This window comes from Achromobacter sp. EG18 (assembly GCF_059759395.1).
The window spans coordinates 357,647-374,868 of record NZ_CM186213.1 but is presented as its reverse complement, the minus strand read 5'-3'; the positions used below and the strand labels follow the sequence as shown (position 1 = coordinate 374,868).

Annotated in this window: 15 protein-coding genes; 6 read left to right on the top strand and 9 right to left on the bottom strand. The window is 70.2% G+C overall.

Translation table 11 applies throughout. From position 1 onward, the window contains the following. Positions 1 to 137 precede the first annotated feature (137 nt). From AC6CR5_RS01810 to AC6CR5_RS01775, 8 genes are all read right to left on the bottom strand, one after another. Positions 138 to 1,031, bottom strand: coding sequence for a SphA family protein (locus AC6CR5_RS01810; protein WP_020927147.1), 894 nt, complete (start codon positions 1,029 to 1,031; stop codon positions 138 to 140). After that, positions 1,028 to 2,656 carry a phytoene desaturase family protein gene (locus tag AC6CR5_RS01805; protein ID WP_200221108.1) on the bottom strand — a complete coding sequence of 543 codons (1,629 nt, stop codon included), beginning with the start codon at positions 2,654 to 2,656 and terminating at the stop codon, positions 1,028 to 1,030. Before AC6CR5_RS01805 ends, AC6CR5_RS01810 begins: the two co-directional genes overlap by 4 nt. Before the next feature lie 93 nt (positions 2,657 to 2,749). After that, complete coding sequence (locus AC6CR5_RS01800; protein WP_020927145.1) at positions 2,750 to 3,259, bottom strand: flavin reductase family protein; 510 nt, start codon at positions 3,257 to 3,259, stop codon at positions 2,750 to 2,752. Beyond that, the gene (locus AC6CR5_RS01795; RefSeq protein WP_498085232.1) at positions 3,259 to 4,500 is read right to left on the bottom strand and encodes a styrene monooxygenase/indole monooxygenase family protein; all 1,242 of its coding nucleotides are present in this window, start codon (positions 4,498 to 4,500) and stop codon (positions 3,259 to 3,261) included. Before AC6CR5_RS01795 ends, AC6CR5_RS01800 begins: the two co-directional genes overlap by 1 nt. Before the next feature lie 68 nt (positions 4,501 to 4,568). After that, entirely contained in the window at positions 4,569 to 5,357 is a 789-nt protein-coding gene (locus tag AC6CR5_RS01790; RefSeq protein ID WP_498085231.1) for an SDR family oxidoreductase, read from the bottom strand. Positions 5,358 to 5,988: 631 nt separating this feature from the next. Then, the gene (locus AC6CR5_RS01785; protein ID WP_395500432.1) at positions 5,989 to 6,618 is read right to left on the bottom strand and encodes a class I SAM-dependent DNA methyltransferase; all 630 of its coding nucleotides are present in this window, start codon (positions 6,616 to 6,618) and stop codon (positions 5,989 to 5,991) included. A gap of 99 nt (positions 6,619 to 6,717) precedes the next feature. Continuing rightward, the gene (locus tag AC6CR5_RS01780; protein ID WP_006384907.1) at positions 6,718 to 8,574 is read right to left on the bottom strand and encodes a phosphoenolpyruvate carboxykinase (GTP); all 1,857 of its coding nucleotides are present in this window, start codon (positions 8,572 to 8,574) and stop codon (positions 6,718 to 6,720) included. Positions 8,575 to 8,747: 173 nt separating this feature from the next. After that, positions 8,748 to 10,370 (bottom strand): acyl-CoA synthetase, encoded by a 1,623-nt coding sequence (locus AC6CR5_RS01775; RefSeq protein ID WP_173001009.1) that lies wholly within the window; start codon positions 10,368 to 10,370, stop codon positions 8,748 to 8,750. A 117-nt stretch (positions 10,371 to 10,487) separates the two neighbouring features. Between AC6CR5_RS01775 and AC6CR5_RS01770 the strand changes: the two genes are divergently transcribed. Beyond that, positions 10,488 to 11,213: a TetR/AcrR family transcriptional regulator gene (locus AC6CR5_RS01770; RefSeq protein ID WP_026384662.1), complete on the top strand. Its 726-nt coding sequence runs from the start codon at positions 10,488 to 10,490 to the stop codon at positions 11,211 to 11,213. Here the strand turns inward: AC6CR5_RS01770 and AC6CR5_RS01765 are convergent. Continuing rightward, a complete protein-coding gene (locus tag AC6CR5_RS01765; RefSeq protein WP_020927138.1) occupies positions 11,177 to 12,088 on the bottom strand; it encodes an SDR family oxidoreductase in 912 nt (303 codons plus the stop codon). The genes AC6CR5_RS01770 and AC6CR5_RS01765 overlap by 37 nt on opposite strands. 139 nt (positions 12,089 to 12,227) lie before the next feature. On the opposite strand from AC6CR5_RS01765, the gene AC6CR5_RS01760 reads away from it, so the two are divergent. The 5 genes from AC6CR5_RS01760 to AC6CR5_RS01740 all read left to right on the top strand — a co-directional run bounded on the left by AC6CR5_RS01760 (position 12,228) and on the right by AC6CR5_RS01740 (position 17,140). Then, positions 12,228 to 13,019: an enoyl-CoA hydratase/isomerase family protein gene (locus AC6CR5_RS01760; RefSeq protein ID WP_054486224.1), complete on the top strand. Its 792-nt coding sequence runs from the start codon at positions 12,228 to 12,230 to the stop codon at positions 13,017 to 13,019. A 121-nt stretch (positions 13,020 to 13,140) separates the two neighbouring features. After that, positions 13,141 to 14,535 carry an MATE family efflux transporter gene (locus AC6CR5_RS01755; protein WP_173001007.1) on the top strand — a complete coding sequence of 465 codons (1,395 nt, stop codon included), beginning with the start codon at positions 13,141 to 13,143 and terminating at the stop codon, positions 14,533 to 14,535. Positions 14,536 to 14,561: 26 nt separating this feature from the next. Further along, a complete protein-coding gene (gene ertE / locus AC6CR5_RS01750) occupies positions 14,562 to 15,833 on the top strand; it encodes an N-carbamyl-l-glutamate amidohydrolase ErtE (protein WP_173001006.1) in 1,272 nt (423 codons plus the stop codon). An 18-nt stretch (positions 15,834 to 15,851) separates the two neighbouring features. Continuing rightward, positions 15,852 to 16,187: a thioredoxin family protein gene (locus tag AC6CR5_RS01745; protein ID WP_020927134.1), complete on the top strand. Its 336-nt coding sequence runs from the start codon at positions 15,852 to 15,854 to the stop codon at positions 16,185 to 16,187. Beyond that, positions 16,184 to 17,140, top strand: a complete 957-nt coding sequence (locus tag AC6CR5_RS01740; RefSeq protein ID WP_006384500.1) for a DMT family transporter — start codon at positions 16,184 to 16,186, stop codon at positions 17,138 to 17,140. Before AC6CR5_RS01745 ends, AC6CR5_RS01740 begins: the two co-directional genes overlap by 4 nt. The last annotated feature ends 82 nt before the right edge of the window (positions 17,141 to 17,222 follow it).

Here is a 17,222-nt window from a genome sequence, read left to right as displayed (position 1 = left end):
GGCAACTTGAAACGAAAAGGAGCCTTGAGTCTAGCCCATTCGCGGCGACTGGCGGTTTGCGCCCCGCCTTGCCCGCCCCCTTCCTCCTGCCGTGCCGGCGAGGCCACCGCCTTTGGACCAGGCGCTGCATGCCCCCGCTAGAACGGAATCGCCAGCTTGACGTAAAGCTGCGCGCCTTCCGGCCGGTTCTTGACCTGGAATTCCTGCTGCCACTTGGCGGTGAACAGCCAGCCGCGGTCGTTCATGTAGCGCACCGAGGGACCGATGCCGATGGCGCGGGCGCGGCCGGCGGCGCTGTTGGGGCCGCTGTCGTCGGTGACCTGCTGGAAGGCGTGGCCGCCCACGCCCAGCACCCAGCCCTTGCCCACGCCCCAGCCGAAGGCGTAGTCGGCGTGGATGGCCTGGCCGGAACGGGTGTCGGTGGCCGAGTTGCGGAAGTTGAAGTCGTACATCAGCTTCAGATCGGCATTGAAGCCGTCCGGGCTGATGCGGCTGAGCGCGAAGACCGGCTGGGCGGTCCAGTAGTTCTTGCCCAGGCTGGATGGGTCCTTGCGATCGTATTCGCCGGTGGGCGCGTACATGTCCAGGCCGACCACGTAGTGCAGCGATTCGGACAGGTGATAGCCCAGCGCCACGCCCAGCGTCATGTCGCCCAGGCCGGTGCTGCGGTAGCGCTGGCCGCCGGCCTTGAAGGTCACGTCCAGCAGCGGCGCGATGGCATGGAAGGCCAGCTGGCCGCCCAGCACCTGCTGCGGCGTGACCCAGATCAGGCGCGGGGCCAGCACGTTGACGTCGACCTTGAAGTCCGGCACCGGCAGGCGTTCGCCGTCGTTGCCGCGCAGCTTGTCGTAGCGGGCGCCGCCGGCGTAGACCAGCATGTGCACGCCAGGCGGCGGCAGCGCGCCCGACATGAAGTTCTCCAGGCCGTCCGGATAGATGCCCAGGCCGCCGCCTTCGGTGGCTTGCGCCACGCCGCCGGCCAGCGCCAATGCCGCGGCGCAAGCCAGCCGGCGTGTCAGGTGTCTCTTCATGTTCCGCTCCTGCCCCCGCGGGGCGCGAGATGTTGCGCGACGAGATAGCCGGAGCCGCCGCCCAGTCCGGGACCCGGGTGGGTGGCGGCGCCGATGTGGAAAAGGTTGCGCAGCGGCGTGCGGTGGCCGCGCGCGCCCTGGCTGCCGGCGAAGGGGCGCAGCCAGAAGAACTGGTCGGGCGAACAGACGCCCGCGTAGGGATCGCCGCCCACCAGGTTGCAGTTCAACGCCTCCAGGTCGGCCGGCGAGTAGCTGCGGCGGCCGACGATGCGTTGCGCCAGGCCGGGCATGACCGGCTCCAGGCGCGCCTGCACGCGGTCGGCCACGGCTTCGCGCAAGGCCTCGGTCCAGCGGCCGTCGGCGGGCGTGTCGATCAGGCCGGCGGCGTCGCCCTTGACGCGCGCCGGCAGTTCCTGCATCTGTACCCACAGGATCCAGCCGCCGGCCGGCGCGCGCGACGGATCGACGGCGACCGGCTGGCCGATGGCCAGCGTCGGCCGCGCCGGCAACAGGCCGTTGTTGGCCTCGGTGACCGAGGCGCAGACCTGCTCCATGCTTTCGGTCAGGTGCACCAGCGGCACGTGGCGCAGTTCCGGCGTGCGCCAGTCGGGCGGCGCGGCGAGCGCGAAATGGATCTGCATGCCGCCGCGGCCGTGGCGGTAGCCGGCGGCGCGGCGCCGCACCGGCTCGGGCGCGTCGGGCAGCAGCGTGCCGTACAGCTGGCCGGGCGTGACATTGCAGACCACGGCTTCGGTGGCGTGGTATTCGCGGCCGGCGGCCACGACGCCGACGGCGCGGCGGCGGCGGCCCGCGCCGCGCGTCAGGATGCGTTCGACGGCGCTGCCGGCCAGCAGCCGGCCGCCATGGTGTTCGATCACCTTGGCCAGGGCATCCACCACGCCCTGGCTGCCGCCCTTGACCACCGGCATGCCGCCGGCCACCACCGCGGCGAAGGTCAGCTTGCCGATCAGCGCCGAACAGGCGTCGTCGGGTCCCAGGCCGGTGTGCAGCACCCACGGCGCGATCAACGCGCGCACGGCGTCGGATCGCAGTTCGCGGTCCGACCAGCGGCGAAAGCTCTCCAGCGAATCGGCGGCAAACGCCATCAGGCCGTCCAGGCCGCGACGACGCCATTCGCCGAACAGCAGCTTGAGCATGCCGGCGCCATAGGGGTTCTGCCCCAGCAGGCCGAAGGTCAGCGCGGCGTCTTCGCCGAACAGGCGTTGCGCCATGGCGCCGAAGGCCTGGCCGTCGCCGGGCGCCCAGGCGTCCAGGCGCCGCGCGCTGTCCGCGATGTCCTGCTTGAGCGCGATGCCGCTGCCGTCGGGCAGCACCAGGCCGGTGCTGTAGTCGCACTGGGCGAATTCCAGGCCGGCGGTCTGCAACGCCGGCTTGAGGGCCGCGTAGGCGGGACCGCCGACGAACAGCGGGTACCAGCTGGACAGCACGTCGTGACGGTAGCCGGGAAACAGTTCCTCGGTGCGGATGCAGCCGCCCAGGCGGTCGTTGCGCTCCAGCACCAGCACCGATTTGCCGCGCTGCGCCAGCAGCGCCGCGCACACCAGCGAATTCATGCCGCTGCCCACCACGATGATCTGGGCGTCGGACGTCGATGAAACAGGCATCACAGGCTCCGGCCGGCCACGCGGACCGGGAAGGTTGATGAAGCGATGGCGCATGCGCCCCCATGCCGGCACGGGCCGACGTGGCGGCGCGCGCTACGTCAGCGCGGTGAAGCGCCCCGCGTGGAACACCAGCGGCGTGGCCGCCGTCGCCGGCGCGGTGGCCACGCGCAGCACCCGGCCGAACAGCAGCAGGTGGTCGCCGGCCGGGCTCTGCTGGTCATTGGCGCAGACCAGCGTGGCCACGGCGCCGGCGATGGCGGGCACGCCCTCGGGCACCTCGTGCAGTTCGGCGCCCTCGAACTTGTCCGGCACGGCCGGGTCGGCGAAGCGGCGCGCCAGCGCTTCCTGGCCGCAGGCCAGCACGCTGATGGTGAAGTGATCGCAATCGCGGAACGCCGCCAGGTTGGGCGAGCGGTTCACTAGGCTCCACAGCACCAGCGGCGGATCGAGCGACAGCGAGGCAAACGAGTTGATGGTCAGCCCGACCTTGCGGCCGTCCGGACAGCGCGTGGCGACGATGGCCACGCCCGTCGGATAGCTGCCCAGCACGCCGCGCAGGACCTTGGGGTGCAGGTCGGTGCTGCCCCAGTCCAGGGCCGCCATCACGCCGCCGCCCGGGTGGATTTTTCGGCGATGAAGGCCTCGCAGGCCGTGGCGTCGGTCCACCACGGGAAAAAGCTGGGAGGATGGTTGAAGCCATTGGCGACCGCGCTGGCCAGGGCGGGCGCGTCGCCGGCGGCCTGCAGCAGCCGCAGCAGGTGCGGCGGCGGGAGCAGCAGCATCGAGTTGGTCCAGTCGACCACGGCGCTGGCGTAGTCCCAGAAGCGCTCGAAGGTCTGCCGCATCCAGTCGGCCGTGAAGGGCTGGTCGCCGCGCGCCAGGATCGCCTCCAGGTAGACGGCGCAGGCCTTGGTGGCGTTGTTCGAGCCCTGGCCAGTGATGGGGTCGTTGGTGACCACGGCGTCGCCCAGGCCCAGCACCAGGCGGCCGGACGGCAGCGTCATGACCGGCTTGCGCACGGTGGGCGCGAAGCTGCCGGCCAGGATGCCGTTGGCATCGGTCAGTTCCACGGCAGCGCAGCGCTCGGCCTCCCAGGGCAGGAAAGTGCGCAGGATGTCCAGGCTCCTGGCCAGGTGGTCCTGCGGCGTCCTGATGTCGCGCCAGCAGTCCATCGGGCCGCCCGGCACGCCTTCGAACACCATGATTTCGCAGGGGCCGCTGTGAGTCAGCGCGGGGAACACGAAGTATTCGCCGACGCCGGGAATCAGGTTGAAGGCGACCCGCGAAAAAACCGGCGCCGGGCGCATGCCGTGCACGTAGGTCAACGCCAGCGCGCGCTGCGGCTTGTCGAAGCGCGAGCGCGCCGCGTCGCGTTCGAACAGCTTGACCACGTCGCCCTTGCCGGCGGCCAGCAACACCAGGTCATGCGAGGCCGCCAGCAGTTCCAGCTCGGCCACGCCGCCGTCCTGGATCAGCAACCGGCCGCCGCGGGCGGCGAACAATTCCATCCAGGCCGGCATCTTGATGCGCTGGTCCACCGCTTGCGCCGGACGGTCCAGCCGCGCGGCCCAGTCGATCAGCTTGTGGCCGGGGCGCTCGGGATGCGGCACGGCCAGGCCGATGCCTTCGACCGGCGGACAGTCGGCCTCCCACTGGTTCAGGCCCAGGTCGCGCTCGATCTGCAACGAGGCGTCGAACATGCACTGGCTGGACATGACCTTGCCGCGGCGGATGTCATCGGGCGCGCGGTTGGTGACCACGGTCACCTCGTAGCCCTTGTCCAGCAGGCCCAGGGCCAACGGCAGGCCGGCCTGCCCTCCTCCGACGATTGCGATTCGACGCATGATGGTTCTCCTGTTTGGTGTGCGCGGCCGCCGGATGCGCGGCGGGCCGGGATGCGGCAAGACCGGGCTTATTCGGCCAGGCGCGGGATGGCGGGACGGGCCTGCTCGGGCCCCATGGCGGAATAGCCGCCGTCCACGGCGTAGTCGGCGCCGGTGACGAAGCTGGCGTGGTCCGACAGCAGGAAGGCGACCACCTCGGCCACTTCGGCCGGATCCCCGGCGCGGCCCAGCAGGTGGAAGTCGGCCGCGACGCGGTCGGTCTTGGCGCGGTCGCCGTGGGTCAGTTCGTCCATGACGCGCGACCAGGTCCAGCCGGGCGACACGGAATTGACGCGGATGCGGTCGCCGGCATAGTCCATCGCCAGGCTGCGGGTGACCTGCAGCAGCGCGGCCTTGGAGACCGGGTAGAGCCAGCGGCCGGTCTGCGCCACGCGCGACGAGATGCTGGTGAAGTTGACGATGGCGCCGCCGCCCGCGGCCACCAGGTGCGGATGCACGGCGCGGGCCGCCATGACGGCGCTGACGACGTTGATGTCCAGGGCGCGCAACCAGTCGGCGCGGCCGGAGGCGGCGCCGTCGTCGAGGTAGGTGGCGGCAAGGTTGACCAGGTAGTCGATGCGGCCGAAGTGGGCGGCGACCTCGGCGACGGCGCGGGCCAGCCGGGCGTCGTCGGTGATGTCGAGCGGCCAGGCGCGGATGCCGTCGGGGTCGCTGGCGGCGACGCGGGCGGCGCCTTCGGCGTCGATATCGAAGATGGCGACGCGCACGCCCCCGGCGCGCAGCGCGGCGACGACGCCGGCGCCGATCAGCGTGGCGCCGCCGGTGACGATGGCGGTTTTATCGGCCAGTCCCTTCATTTTGTTTGCCTCTTAGGTTGCTGAGATCGTGAGGCGGATGTTGCGGGCGGGCGCTGGCGGGGCGGTAGCCGGATTTGGCGGCGGGTATCCGGGGAGTGCGGGTATTGTGGGGTGGCTTGATGCCCGTCAGGGGGGGATGGCCGGTGGCTGCGGTGGGTATCCGGTTTGTGCTTCGTATGTATGCGGGCGGGGGAGTTGTGGCTTTGGGAGGAGGTGCTTCGTAGGTCGCCCCTCGGGCAGGCGGCCTCCCGGGCGGGCGCCCACGATTGCGGTCCGGAGCCTTCGCTCCGGACTGCCCCATCCTCAACCTTGTTGCCGCCTGCGGCGGCTGCCTTCGGTTTCCGTCGGGCGCATCGAGGTTGCCCGCCCGGGAGGCCGCCTGCCCGAGGGACTACGAGTCTCTCGGTCTGTCGCGCTGCTGGACCCGTGTGCAGGGAATGGAACTTTCAGGGCTGCCAACTTGGCCGCGCGGGCGGCCAAGTTTGGCGTCCAGGCGTTTGAGGGGGACGAATGCGCTGCGCGCCGGTGATCGATGCATATCCATCTTCCGCAACGGGGTGGGAGGTATGGAGATGTTGACCATTTCACAGATGCGGGGCACGGAAGGTGACGCGTGTATCGCGTCGTGCGGTCAGTCCACCCTTCTCCACACACTGGCGAGCCAGGGTTGTTGTTCGCGGGGCAGGCCGTCGGGGCGGTAGTAGTGTTCGAGTTCTTCGAAGCCTGCCGCTTGCAGCAGAGCGCGCCAGCCGTCCAGGTCGTGGTAGGCGCCGTAGCGGCCGCGGTTCCAGCCTTCCTGGTTGCCGCCGCGGGGGTTGGAGCTGAACAGGACGCCGCGGGGTTTGAGGGCGGCGCGCAGGTCACGCAGGACGCGGGGCAGTTCCTGCGTGGGGACGTGGAACAGGACGGCGTTGGCGAAGATGCCGTCGAAGCGGGCAGCGGGCAGTTGCAGGCGCAGGAAGTCCTGGTGCCAGACCTCGCAGCCGCTGGCGGCGCGGGCCATGGCGACGAAGCTGGGGGTGCCGTCCAGGCCGACGGCGCGGTGGCCGAGGGCGGTGAAGGTCTTGAGATCGCGGCCGGGGCCGCAGCCCAGGTCGAGGATGTCGCAGGGCGGCTCGCCCTCGATGTGGCGCAGCAACGCGGCGATGTTCTGCCTGACGTCGTGATCGCGCGTGCCTTCCTCGAAGGACCGGGCGCTTTCTTCGTAGTGGGCCAGCGTCAGCGTGGTGATCTTGGCGAGGTCTTCGGCGTCGAGTTTCATGGGACGATTGTGCCGTAAAAAAACCCGCGCACGTCACCGTGCACGGGTTTGGGATCGGGCGCGGCCGGCTTAGGCGCGGCCGGCTTGGTCTGCCCGGCCTCAGGCGGCCAGGCGCCCTTCGATCCTGGCCTTGGTGGCGGGCAGGTCTTCCGGCAGGCCCTGGGCCAGCTGGCCGAACAGTTCGTCGTGCAACGCCAGTTCGTCGCGCCAGGCGCCGTCGTCGACCGACATGACCTGTTCGAACTTGTCGGGGCTGAATTCCAGGCCGGTCCAGTCGATGTCCTGGTAGCTGGGCGAGATGCCGAACACCTGGTCCACGCCGCCGGCCTGGCCGTCGATGCGGCCCAGCATCCAGCGCAACACGCGCATGTTCTCGCCGAAGCCGGGCCAGACGAACTTGCCGTCGGGACCCTTGCGGAACCAGTTGACGCAGTAGATGCGCGGCAGCGTGGCGCCGGCGGCTTCGAGCTGCTTGCCGAGCTTGAGCCAGTGCGTGAAGTAGTCGCTCATGTTGTAGCCGCAGAACGGCAGCATGGCGAACGGATCGCGCCGCACCACGCCCTGCTGGCCGACGGCGGCGGCCGTGGTTTCCGAGCCCATGGTGGCGGCCATGTAGACGCCTTCGACCCAGTTGCGCGCCTCGGTCACCAGCGGCACGGTGGTGGAGCGGCGGCCGCCGAAGATGAAGGCGTCGATCACCACGCCCTGCGGGTTTTCCCATTCGGGGTCGATCGACGGACACTGCGCCGCCGGAGCGGTGAAGCGCGCGTTGGGGTGGGCGGCCTTGCGGCCAGTCTCGCGGGCGATGGCGGGCGTCCAGTCCTGGCCCTGCCAGTCGATCAGGTGCGCGGGCGGCGTGTCGGTCATGCCTTCCCACCAGACGTCGCCGTCGTCGGTCAGGGCGACGTTGGTGAAGATGACATTGGCCTTGAGCGTGGCCATGGCGTTGAAGTTGGTCTGCTCGCTGGTGCCCGGGGCCACGCCGAAATAGCCGGCCTCGGGGTTGATGGCGTGCAGGCGGCCGTCGGCGCCCGGCTTGATCCAGGCGATGTCGTCGCCGATGGTGGTGACCTTCCAGCCGTCCATGCCCTGCGGCGGGATCAGCATGGCGAAGTTGGTCTTGCCGCAGGCCGACGGGAAGGCGGCGGCGACGTGGTACTTGCGGCCCTTGGGCGAGGTCACGCCCAGGATCAGCATGTGTTCGGCCAGCCAGCCCTGGTCACGACCCATGGTGGAGGCGATGCGCAGCGCGAAGCACTTCTTGCCCAGCAGCGCGTTGCCGCCGTAGCCCGAGCCGAAACTCCAGATCTCGCGGCTCTTGGGAAAATGCACGATGTACTTGGTGGCGTTGCAGGGCCAGGCCACGTCGGCCTCGCCGGCGGCCAGGGGCTTGCCGACCGAATGCACGCAGGGAACGAAGTCGCCGTCGGCGCCGAGCACGTCGTAGACCTGCTTGCCCATGCGCGTCATGATGCGCATGTTGACCACGACGTAGGGGCTGTCGGACAGTTCGACGCCGATGTGGGCGATGTCCGAACCCAGCGGGCCCATCGAGAACGGCACCACGTACAGCGTGCGGCCGCGCATGGCGCCGTCGAACAGGCCGTTCAAGGTCGCGCGCATCTCGGCCGGGTCGGCCCAGTTGTTGGTCGGGCCGGCGTCCTCGGCGCGGTCGGAGCAGATGAAGGTGCGGTCCTCGACGCGCGCCACATCGGACGGGTCCGAACAGGCCAGGAATGAATTGGGCCGCTTGGCCGGGTTGAGGCGGCGCATGGTGCCGGCCTGGACCATCTGTTCGCACAGGCGGTCGTATTCTTCCTGCGAACCGTCGCACCACTCGACGCGATCCGGCTTGGCCAGCGCCACCACGCTGGCGACCCAGTCGATCAGGCCGCGGTGCTTGACGTACGCGGGTACGTTCAAGGCCGCCAGGCCCCCGTCCAAGGGCTTATTCATTAGGGTTATCTCCATACTAAGGCTAATGGCGATACGGCCCCGTTTGACTGGGGCCGTATACATGTTTGCGCCATCATACTTGCAGCGCCGGGCAGGCCGTCAACCCGACCAAACGGACGAGTTTGTCACCGGGTTTGTCACTGTTTCATTGGCGCTTGTCGCGTCCGCCGCCCTCATGCGTGGCTACCGTCGCGCAGCGAGCGGCGGATGATCTTGCCGGTGGCCGTGGTCGGCAAACTGGTTACAAAGCGGATGCGGCGCGGGTACTCGTGGGCCGCGAGCCGGGTGCGCACGTGCGCTTGCAACGCCTTGACCAGCGCCTCGTCGCCGGCCACGCCGTCGTGCAGCACCACGTAGGCCATCACCACCTCGGTACGCTCGGCGTCGGGCACGCCCACCACGGCCGCCATGCGCACCGCGGGGTGGCCGAGCAGGCAGTCTTCGATGGGGCCGGGGCCGATGCGGTAGCCGGCGCTGGTGATGACGTCGTCGTTGCGGCCGACGAAGCGGATGAAGCCGTCGGCGTCGCGCACGCCCATGTCGCCGGTCAGAAGGTAATCGCCGGCGAATTTCTCGGCGGTGGCCTGCGGGTTGTTCCAGTAGCCCAGGAACATCACCGGATCGGGCCGCAATACGCCGATATTGCCTTCCTGGCCATCGGCCATTTCGGCGCCCTGCTCGTCCACGATGGCGACCCGGTGTCCGGGCGCGGCGCGGCCGATGCTGCCGATGCGCGGCTCGAACAGGGATGAGCACGACGACACCAGCATGTTGCATTCAGTCTGGCCGTAGAACTCGTTGATGGTCACGCCCAGCACGCGGCGGCCCCAGTCGATCAGTTCGGCGCCGAGCGATTCGCCGCCGCTGGCCACCGAGCGCAGCGCCAGCGCATTCGGCGCCGGCGGATTGGCCACGCCGCGCATCATCTTGAGCGCGGTGGGCGGCAGGAAGGTGTGCGTGACGCCATGGCGCGCCATCAGGTCGAAGGCCGCGGCGCCGTCGAATTTCTCGAAGCGCCGCGCCAGCACCGGCACGCCGTGGTGCCAGGCCGGCAGCAGCACGTCCAGCAGGCCGCCGATCCAGGCCCAGTCGGCCGGCGTCCACATCAGCGTGGCGCGCTCGGGGAAGAATTCGTGCGACATCTCCACGCCCGGCAGGTGGCCCAGCAGCACGCGATGGGCGTGCAGCGCGCCCTTGGGCTTGCCGGTGGTGCCCGACGTATAGATGATGACGGCCGGGTCGTCGGCCGCGGTGGGTTCGGCTTCGAACTGCGCGGATTCGGCGTCGAGCGAGGCGTGCAGCGGCAGCGCCCCGCCCTCGCCCGGGCCGTCGATGCAATAGACCGTCTTCAGGGACGGCAGCGTGGCGCGGATCTCCCGCAGGCGGCGGCAGCCCTCGCCGTCGGTGATGAGGGCGGCGGCGCCGCTGTCGGCCAGCCGGTACTGGATGGCGTCGACGCCGAACAAGGTGAACAGCGGCACCGCCACCGCGCCCATCTTGTAGACGGCGATGTGGGTCACGGCGGTCTCGGGCGCCTGCGGCAGGTACACCGCCACCCGGTCGCCGCGCCGCACGCCCTGGCGCCGCAGCGCGTTGGCCAGCTGGTTGGCGCGCGCCTTGATCTGGTCGAAGCTGTAGCGCGTCTGGCTGCCGTCGCTTTTCTCGTGGATCAGCGCCAGGCGGCCGCTGCCGTCGGCCCACTTATCGCAGGCGTCCACGCCGATGTTATAGGCCGCCGGCACCCGCCATTGGAAGGAGGACGCCAACTGCGCGTAGGTTTCGGTTCTGGACAGCATGATGAATCGGTCTCCGTGTCGTTGTTCTTCTGGTCGCGGTCCTGGCCGCTATTTTGGTCGCTATTTTGGTCGGTATGATAGTAAGCCCTGGCCACTTCCCACCGCCCCGCCGTACCCATGGAAAAAACCGCCGCCGTCCCGATGCGCCGCCCGCCGGCCAGCGCCAAGTCCGAGCAACGGATACGGGACATCCTGCGGGTGGCGCGGCAGGTGTTCTCCGAGGCCGGCTTCCAGGCCGCCACCACCACCGAGATCGCGCAGCGGCTGGGCGTGTCCGAAGGCACGGTGTTCACCTACTTCGGCGGCAAGCGCGAGTTGTGCGTGCGCGTCATCAGCGACTGGTACGACGAGATCATCGCCAAGGTCGAGGACTACCTGCCGCACGTGCAGGGAGCGCGGGCCCAGCTGCATTACCTGGTGCATGCGCACCTGCGCCACCTGCTGGCCGAGGGCACCGGGCTGTGCGCCTTCATCCTGTCCGAGGGTCGCGCCCGCAATGACGATTTCGGCGAAATCTACGCCGGCCTGCAGCGGCGCTACACCGCGCCGTTGATGCGCATCCTGGCGCAGGGCCAGGCAGACGGCCACGTGCGCCAGGACATGCCGCTGCGCTTGTTGCGATCGGCAATCTATGGCCCGATGGAACACGTGCTGTGGGACGCCATCCTGCGCGGCACGCGGGTCGACGTGGCGGCCACCGCCGACCAGTTGGTCGACTTCCTGTGGCAGGCGCTGCAGCCGCCGCGCCGCGACGCGCTGGCGCTGGCGCAATTCCGGGGCGAGGTGCAAGACGCCCTGCATCGGCTTCAGTCCGCCGAGAACAAGGACGGCGGCGCGTACTGAGGAAAGCCGTCGTAGGTCTCGCCGCGCGCGGCTGGCGGCAGGGTCCAGGAGTGACGCGCGTTGGGCACGCCGCCATCCACGCGGATGACACTGCCGTTGATGAAGGCCGCCGCCGGCGACAGCAGGAACACCACCGCCGCCGCCAGTTCGGCTTCGGTGCCGAAGCGCTGCAACGGCACCTTGGCGGCCAGCCCGCGCAATACCGCCCGGTAGTCCTCGTCGTAGCTGTCCATGCCGCTTGAGGCGATCCAGCCGGGCGCCACCGCGTTCACGCGCACGCCCGCATGGGCCCATTCGCAGGCCGCCGTTTCGGTCAGGTTCCAGACGCCGGCGCGGGCCGCGCCGGAGTGTCCCATGCCGGGCATGCCGCCCCAGATGTCGGCCAGCATGTTGACGATGGCGCCGCCGTGCTGGCGCATGTGCTGGGTGTAGACCTCGCGCGCCATCAGGAAGGTGCCGTGCAGGTTGTTCTGCACCACCGCGTTCCAGCCGTTGAAGCTGATCTGCTCCAGCGGCGCGGGGAACTGGCCGCCGGCGCAATTGAACAGGCCGTCGATGGCGCCATGCGCGGCCAGCGCGTCGGCCACCGCGCCGCGCACGCCGGTCTCGCCGCGGATGTCGCAGGCGTGCAGCGTGATGCGGTCGGCGGCCTCGGGATAGATGCGCGCCAGTTCATCGCGCGCGGCCTCCAGCTTTTCCGGCTTGCGGCCCACCAGCGCCAGGCGCGCGCCCAGCGAGGCCAGCTCGTGCGCGGTGCAGCGCCCCAGGCCGCTGCCGCCGCCGGTGACCATGACGGTCTTGCCGTCGAACAGGCCCGGCCGGAAGACCGACGCGTAGCGCGCCGTCGCGGCGGCGCCGTCGGGGGGATGGTGCATGTCTCGCTCCGTTGTCATTTTTTTTGAGGATAACTCAATATCCGACCCGAAAACACGCGTGACTCGCGTATTACCCTATGGAAACAATACGCAGTATCAGGTTATTAATTGAGCACCAATCAATAACCTGGAGACCCGCATGAGCACCCCGCCCCCGCTGCTGGTGGACCGCGACGGCCCCATCGCCCGACTGACGCTGAACCGCCCGGACATGCGCAACGCCTTCGACGAGACGCTGATCGCGGCGCTGACCACGGCCGTGCGCGAGGCGGCGGACGATCCGGCCGTGCGGGTGCTGCTGCTGACCGGCGCGGGCAAGGCGTTCTGCGCGGGCGGCGACCTGAACTGGATGCGCAAGATGGCCACGCTGAGCGACGCCGACAATCGCGCCGACGCCGGCCGCCTGGCGCGGATGCTGCGCGCCATCTGGTCCTGCGCCAAGCCCGTGGTGGCGGCGGTCAACGGCGACGCCTACGCGGGCGGCATGGGCCTGGTGGCGGCCTGCGACGTCGCCATCGCCGCCGATCACGCGCAGTTCTGCCTGTCGGAAACCCGCCTGGGCCTGCTGCCGGCCACCATCAGCCCGTACGTGATCCGCGCCATGGGCGAACGCGCGGCCAACCGCTATTTTCTGACGGCCGAACGCTTCGACGCAGCCGCCGCATACCGCATGGGCCTGCTGCACGGCGTCGTGCCGCTGGCGCGGTTGCAGGACGAGGCCGACGCCGTCTGCCGCGCGCTGTGCGATAACGGCCCGCAAGCGGTGCAGGCCAGCAAACGGCTGGTGCGGGATTTCGCCGGCCAGCCGCTGGATGATGCGCTGGTGGCCGATTCGGTCGAGCGCATCGCCGCGGTGCGCGCCTCCGAGGAAGCGCGCGAAGGCGTGAGCGCCTTCCTGGAAAAGCGCCCGCCGGCCTGGCGCGCGCCCTGAAGCGCGGCATGAGCCCCGCGCGTGAACGTGTCAACGCGATGTCCCGCGCGGACCAGGGGAAATATCCGGGTTAACCCCGAACGACGTTTAAGATGCGGGCTTCGTCCACAAGAGAAGCCGCATGCCCGCCCTTCGCCGCGCCGCCTGGAAACGTGAAATCACCGCCACCCTGCTGCTCAGCCTGCCGCTGGTGCTGACCAACCTGGCGCAGATCGCGATGACAGTGACGGACGTGATGTTCATCGGCCACCTGGGCTCGCAGCCGCTGGCGGCCAGCGCGCTGGGCGCCAACCTGTATTCGGCGATCGCGTTCTTCGCGCTGGGCCTGGTCAGCGCCACCGCGCCCATGGCCGCGCATGCCGAGGGCGCGCGCCGCAATTCGGTGCGCGAGGTGCGCCGCACGGTGCGCCAGGGCTTCTGGAGCGCGGTGCTGATCTCGGTGCCGGGCTGCCTGGCGCTGTGGTTCGGCGAGCACATCCTGCTGCTGTTGCGCCAGCCGCCCGAGCTGGCCGCGCCGGCGGGCCAGTACCTGCGGGCGCTGCTGTGGGCGATGCCGCCGTTCCTGGGCTTCCTGGTGCTGCGCTCATTCGTGGCCGCGCTGCAGCAGCCGCGCTGGGCCTTCATCGTGGCAGTGGGCGCGATCCTCTTTAACGTCTTCGGCAACTGGGTGCTGGTGTTCGGCAACCTGGGCGCGCCGGCCATGGGCCTGATCGGCGCCGGCGTGGCCAGCGCGCTGGCCAGCCTGTCGCTGTTCGTGGGCATGGTGATCGTGGTGCTGCGCGACCGGCGCTTTCGCCGTTACCGGCTGTTCAGCGGCCTGCTCCAACCCGACTGGCAGCGCTTGCGGGCGTTCTGGAAGCTGGGCCTGCCGATCGCCGTGGCGACCGCGTTCGAAGTCACCATCTTCAACGCCGCCGCCTTCCTCATCGGCTGGCTGGGCGAGGCCGAGCTGGCGGCGCACGCCATCGCCATCCAGATCGCCAGCGTGACCTTCATGATCCCCTACGGCGTGGCGCAGGCGGCCACGGTGCGGGTCGGCTATGCCCAGGGCGCGGGCGACGGCGTCGGCGTGACGCGCGCCGGCTGGAGCGCATTCGGCCTGGGCATCGGCTCGATGGTGATCGCCGCGGCCCTGATGGTGACCGTGCCGTACGCGCTGGTGTCGGTGTTCATGGACGTGCACGATCCAGCCAACGCCAAGGTGCTGGCCTTCGCGGTCAGCTACCTGGCGGTGGCGGCGGTGTTCCAGATCGTCGATGGCGCGCAGGTGCTGGGCGCCGGCATGCTGCGCGGCCTGCACGACACCCGCGTGCCGATGATCTACGCGGCGATCGGCTATTGGGGCGTGGGCCTGCCGTGCGGTGCCTGGCTGGCCTTCCAGGCCGGCTGGCGCGGGGTCGGCATCTGGAGCGGACTGGCCATCGGGCTGGCGGTGGTGGCGGTGCTGATGATGCAGCGCTGGGTCCGGCGCGCCTCGCTGGGATTGGTGGGGCGGCGCGTGTCCCACATGCCATAATCGCCGATGCAATTCCTGGAACCTCCATGCCCACCGCCTCACCCGTTTTTCCCCCTCTGAACGCCGCGCGCCTCTGGCAGCGTGTCGAGACCCTGTCACGCTACACCCTGCCCGACCAGCCCTGGACCCGCCGCGCCTTTTCGCCGCTGTTCCTCGAGGCGCGCGACTGGCTGCGCGGTGAATTCGAGGCCGCGGGTTTGACCACCCGCCTGGACGCCGGCGGCAACCTCATCGGCGCCCGCGCCGGCCGCAACGCGCACCGCAAGCCCATCGCCACCGGCTCGCACTGCGACACCGTCATGAGCGGCGGCCGCTTCGACGGCATCATCGGCGTGCTGGCCGGCATCGAGGTCGCCCACACCATGCGGGAACACGGCATCGAGCTGGAGCACCCGTTCGAGGTCATCGACTTCCTGTCGGAAGAACCCAGCGACTACGGCATCTCGTGCGTCGGCAGCCGCGCCCTGAGCGGCCAACTCAGCGCCGACATGCTGGCCGCGCGCAACGCCGACGGCGAGACGCTGGCGCAGGGCATCGCCCGCATCGGCGGCGATCCGACCGCGCTGGCCCAGCCCCTGCGCGGCCCTGACGGCACCGCCGCCTTCGTCGAACTGCACATCGAGCAAGGCCCGGTGCTGGAAAGCCGCCAGTTGCCGATCGGCGTGGTCACCAACATCGTCGGCATCCGCCGCGTGCTGATCACGGTCGAAGGCCAGCCCGATCACGCCGGCACCACGCCCATGGACATCCGCCGCGACGCCCTGGTGGGCGCGGCCCGCATCATCGACGCCGCCAGCCGCCAGGCCAGCGCCGCCAGCGGCAAGCCGCATTACGTGGTCGCCACCGTCGGCAAGCTCGCCATGACGCCCAACGCGGCCAACGCCGTGCCCGGCCGCGTCGAGCTGACGCTGGAAATGCGCAGCGACAGCAACGCCGTGCTGGACGCCTTCCCCGAAACGCTGATGGCCGGCGTGGCCGCCGACCTGAAGGCGCTGCGCCTGACCGCCGGCTTCGTGCAACTGAGCCGGGCCCAGCCCACCGACTGCACGCCGCTGGTGATGGACGCGGTGCAGGCCGCCGCCGACCAGCTCGGCTACGCCAGCATGCGCCTGCCCAGCGGCGCCGGCCACGACGCCGTCTACATGGCGCCCACCGGCCCCATCGGCATGATCTTCATCCCCTGCCTGAACGGGCGCAGCCATTGCCCCGAGGAGTGGATCGAGCCAGCGCAGCTGCTGGACGGCACCCGCGTGCTGTACCAGACCGTGCTGGAACTGGATCGCCGGCTGTCCCGATAACCCCACCCTGATGCCGCCATGGAACAGATAGAACTGAACGACAGCACCGCCGACCGCTACCTGCTGGACACGCCCGGCCTCACGCTGCTCGTGTTCCACAGCCGCACCTGCGGCACCTGCCGCATCGCGCGCGAACAACTGCCCAAGCTGGACCTGCCGGTGCAGCGGGTGTGCTGGGTCGACGCCGGCGAGAACGGCGGCCTGGTGGAACGCTACGAGGTCTTCCACCTGCCGGCCATGTTCGTGACCCGTGACGGCGCCTTCTTCGGCCCGGTGCAGGCCAGCCTGGCCGAATGGGATCTGCGCCAGCAGATCGGGCTGGCGCTGGACAGCTACCCGGCCGAACTGCCATGAGCGCCGTCGCCGCCGCCATGGCCCCTTCCCGCCGGGCGTTGGACACGCTGGCCACCAGCGTGATGCTGCTGTTGTGCGTGTGCTGGGGTTTCCAGCAGATCGCCATCAAGCTGGTGGCGGCCGACATCTCGCCCATCATGCAGGTCGGCCTGCGCTCGGCCTTCGCCGCGCTGGTGCTGGGCGCGGTGGTGTGGCGCGCCGAAGGTTCGCGCGCGCTGCGCGACGGCACGCTGGGCGCCGGCGTGCTGGTGGGCCTGCTGTTCGGCTTCGAGTTCCTGGCGATCGCGCAGGGGCTGGTCTACACCACCGCCTCGCACATGTCGGTGTTCCTGTACACCGCGCCGATCTTCACGGCGCTGGGCCTGCATTGGCGCGTGCCCGAGGAACGCATGGCGCCGCTGCAATGGCTGGGCGTGGCGGTGGCCTTTGGCGGCATCGCCGTGGCCTTCCTGGGCAACGGCCAGCCGCAAGCGGCCAACGCCGCCAGCAACATGCTGCTGGGCGACGCGCTCGGGCTGCTGGGCGGGCTGCTGTGGGGCGCCACCACGGTCGCGATCCGCCGCACCGCGCTGTCGGAAGCGGCGCCTTCCAAGACCCTGTTCTACCAGATGGCGATCGCCGCGCTGGTGCTGCTGGTCTATGCGGCGGCCACCGGCAACGCCGGCATCCGCTACACGCCTGCGGCCATGCTGAGCGTGGCGTTCCAGTCGGTGGTGGTGGCGCTGTCGAGCTACCTGGCGTGGTTCTGGCTGCTGCGGCGCTACCTGGCCTCGCGCCTGTCGATCCTGTCGTTCATGACGCCGCTGTTCGGGGTGTCGTTCGGCGTGCTGATCCTGGACGAACCGCTGGACGGCGCCTTCGTCGTCGGCGCGCTGATGGTGCTGGCCGGCATCTCGCTGGTGAGCGGCGCCGGTCTGCTGCGCGAGAAGCTGCGGCGCGGCAAGCGCGCCTGAATTGCGCGGATCGGCACGCGGGCTGGCACGCCGGCCGGTGCGCCGGCTGTGGTCCGGGGCATGCCCGGGCCGAAGCGCGGAT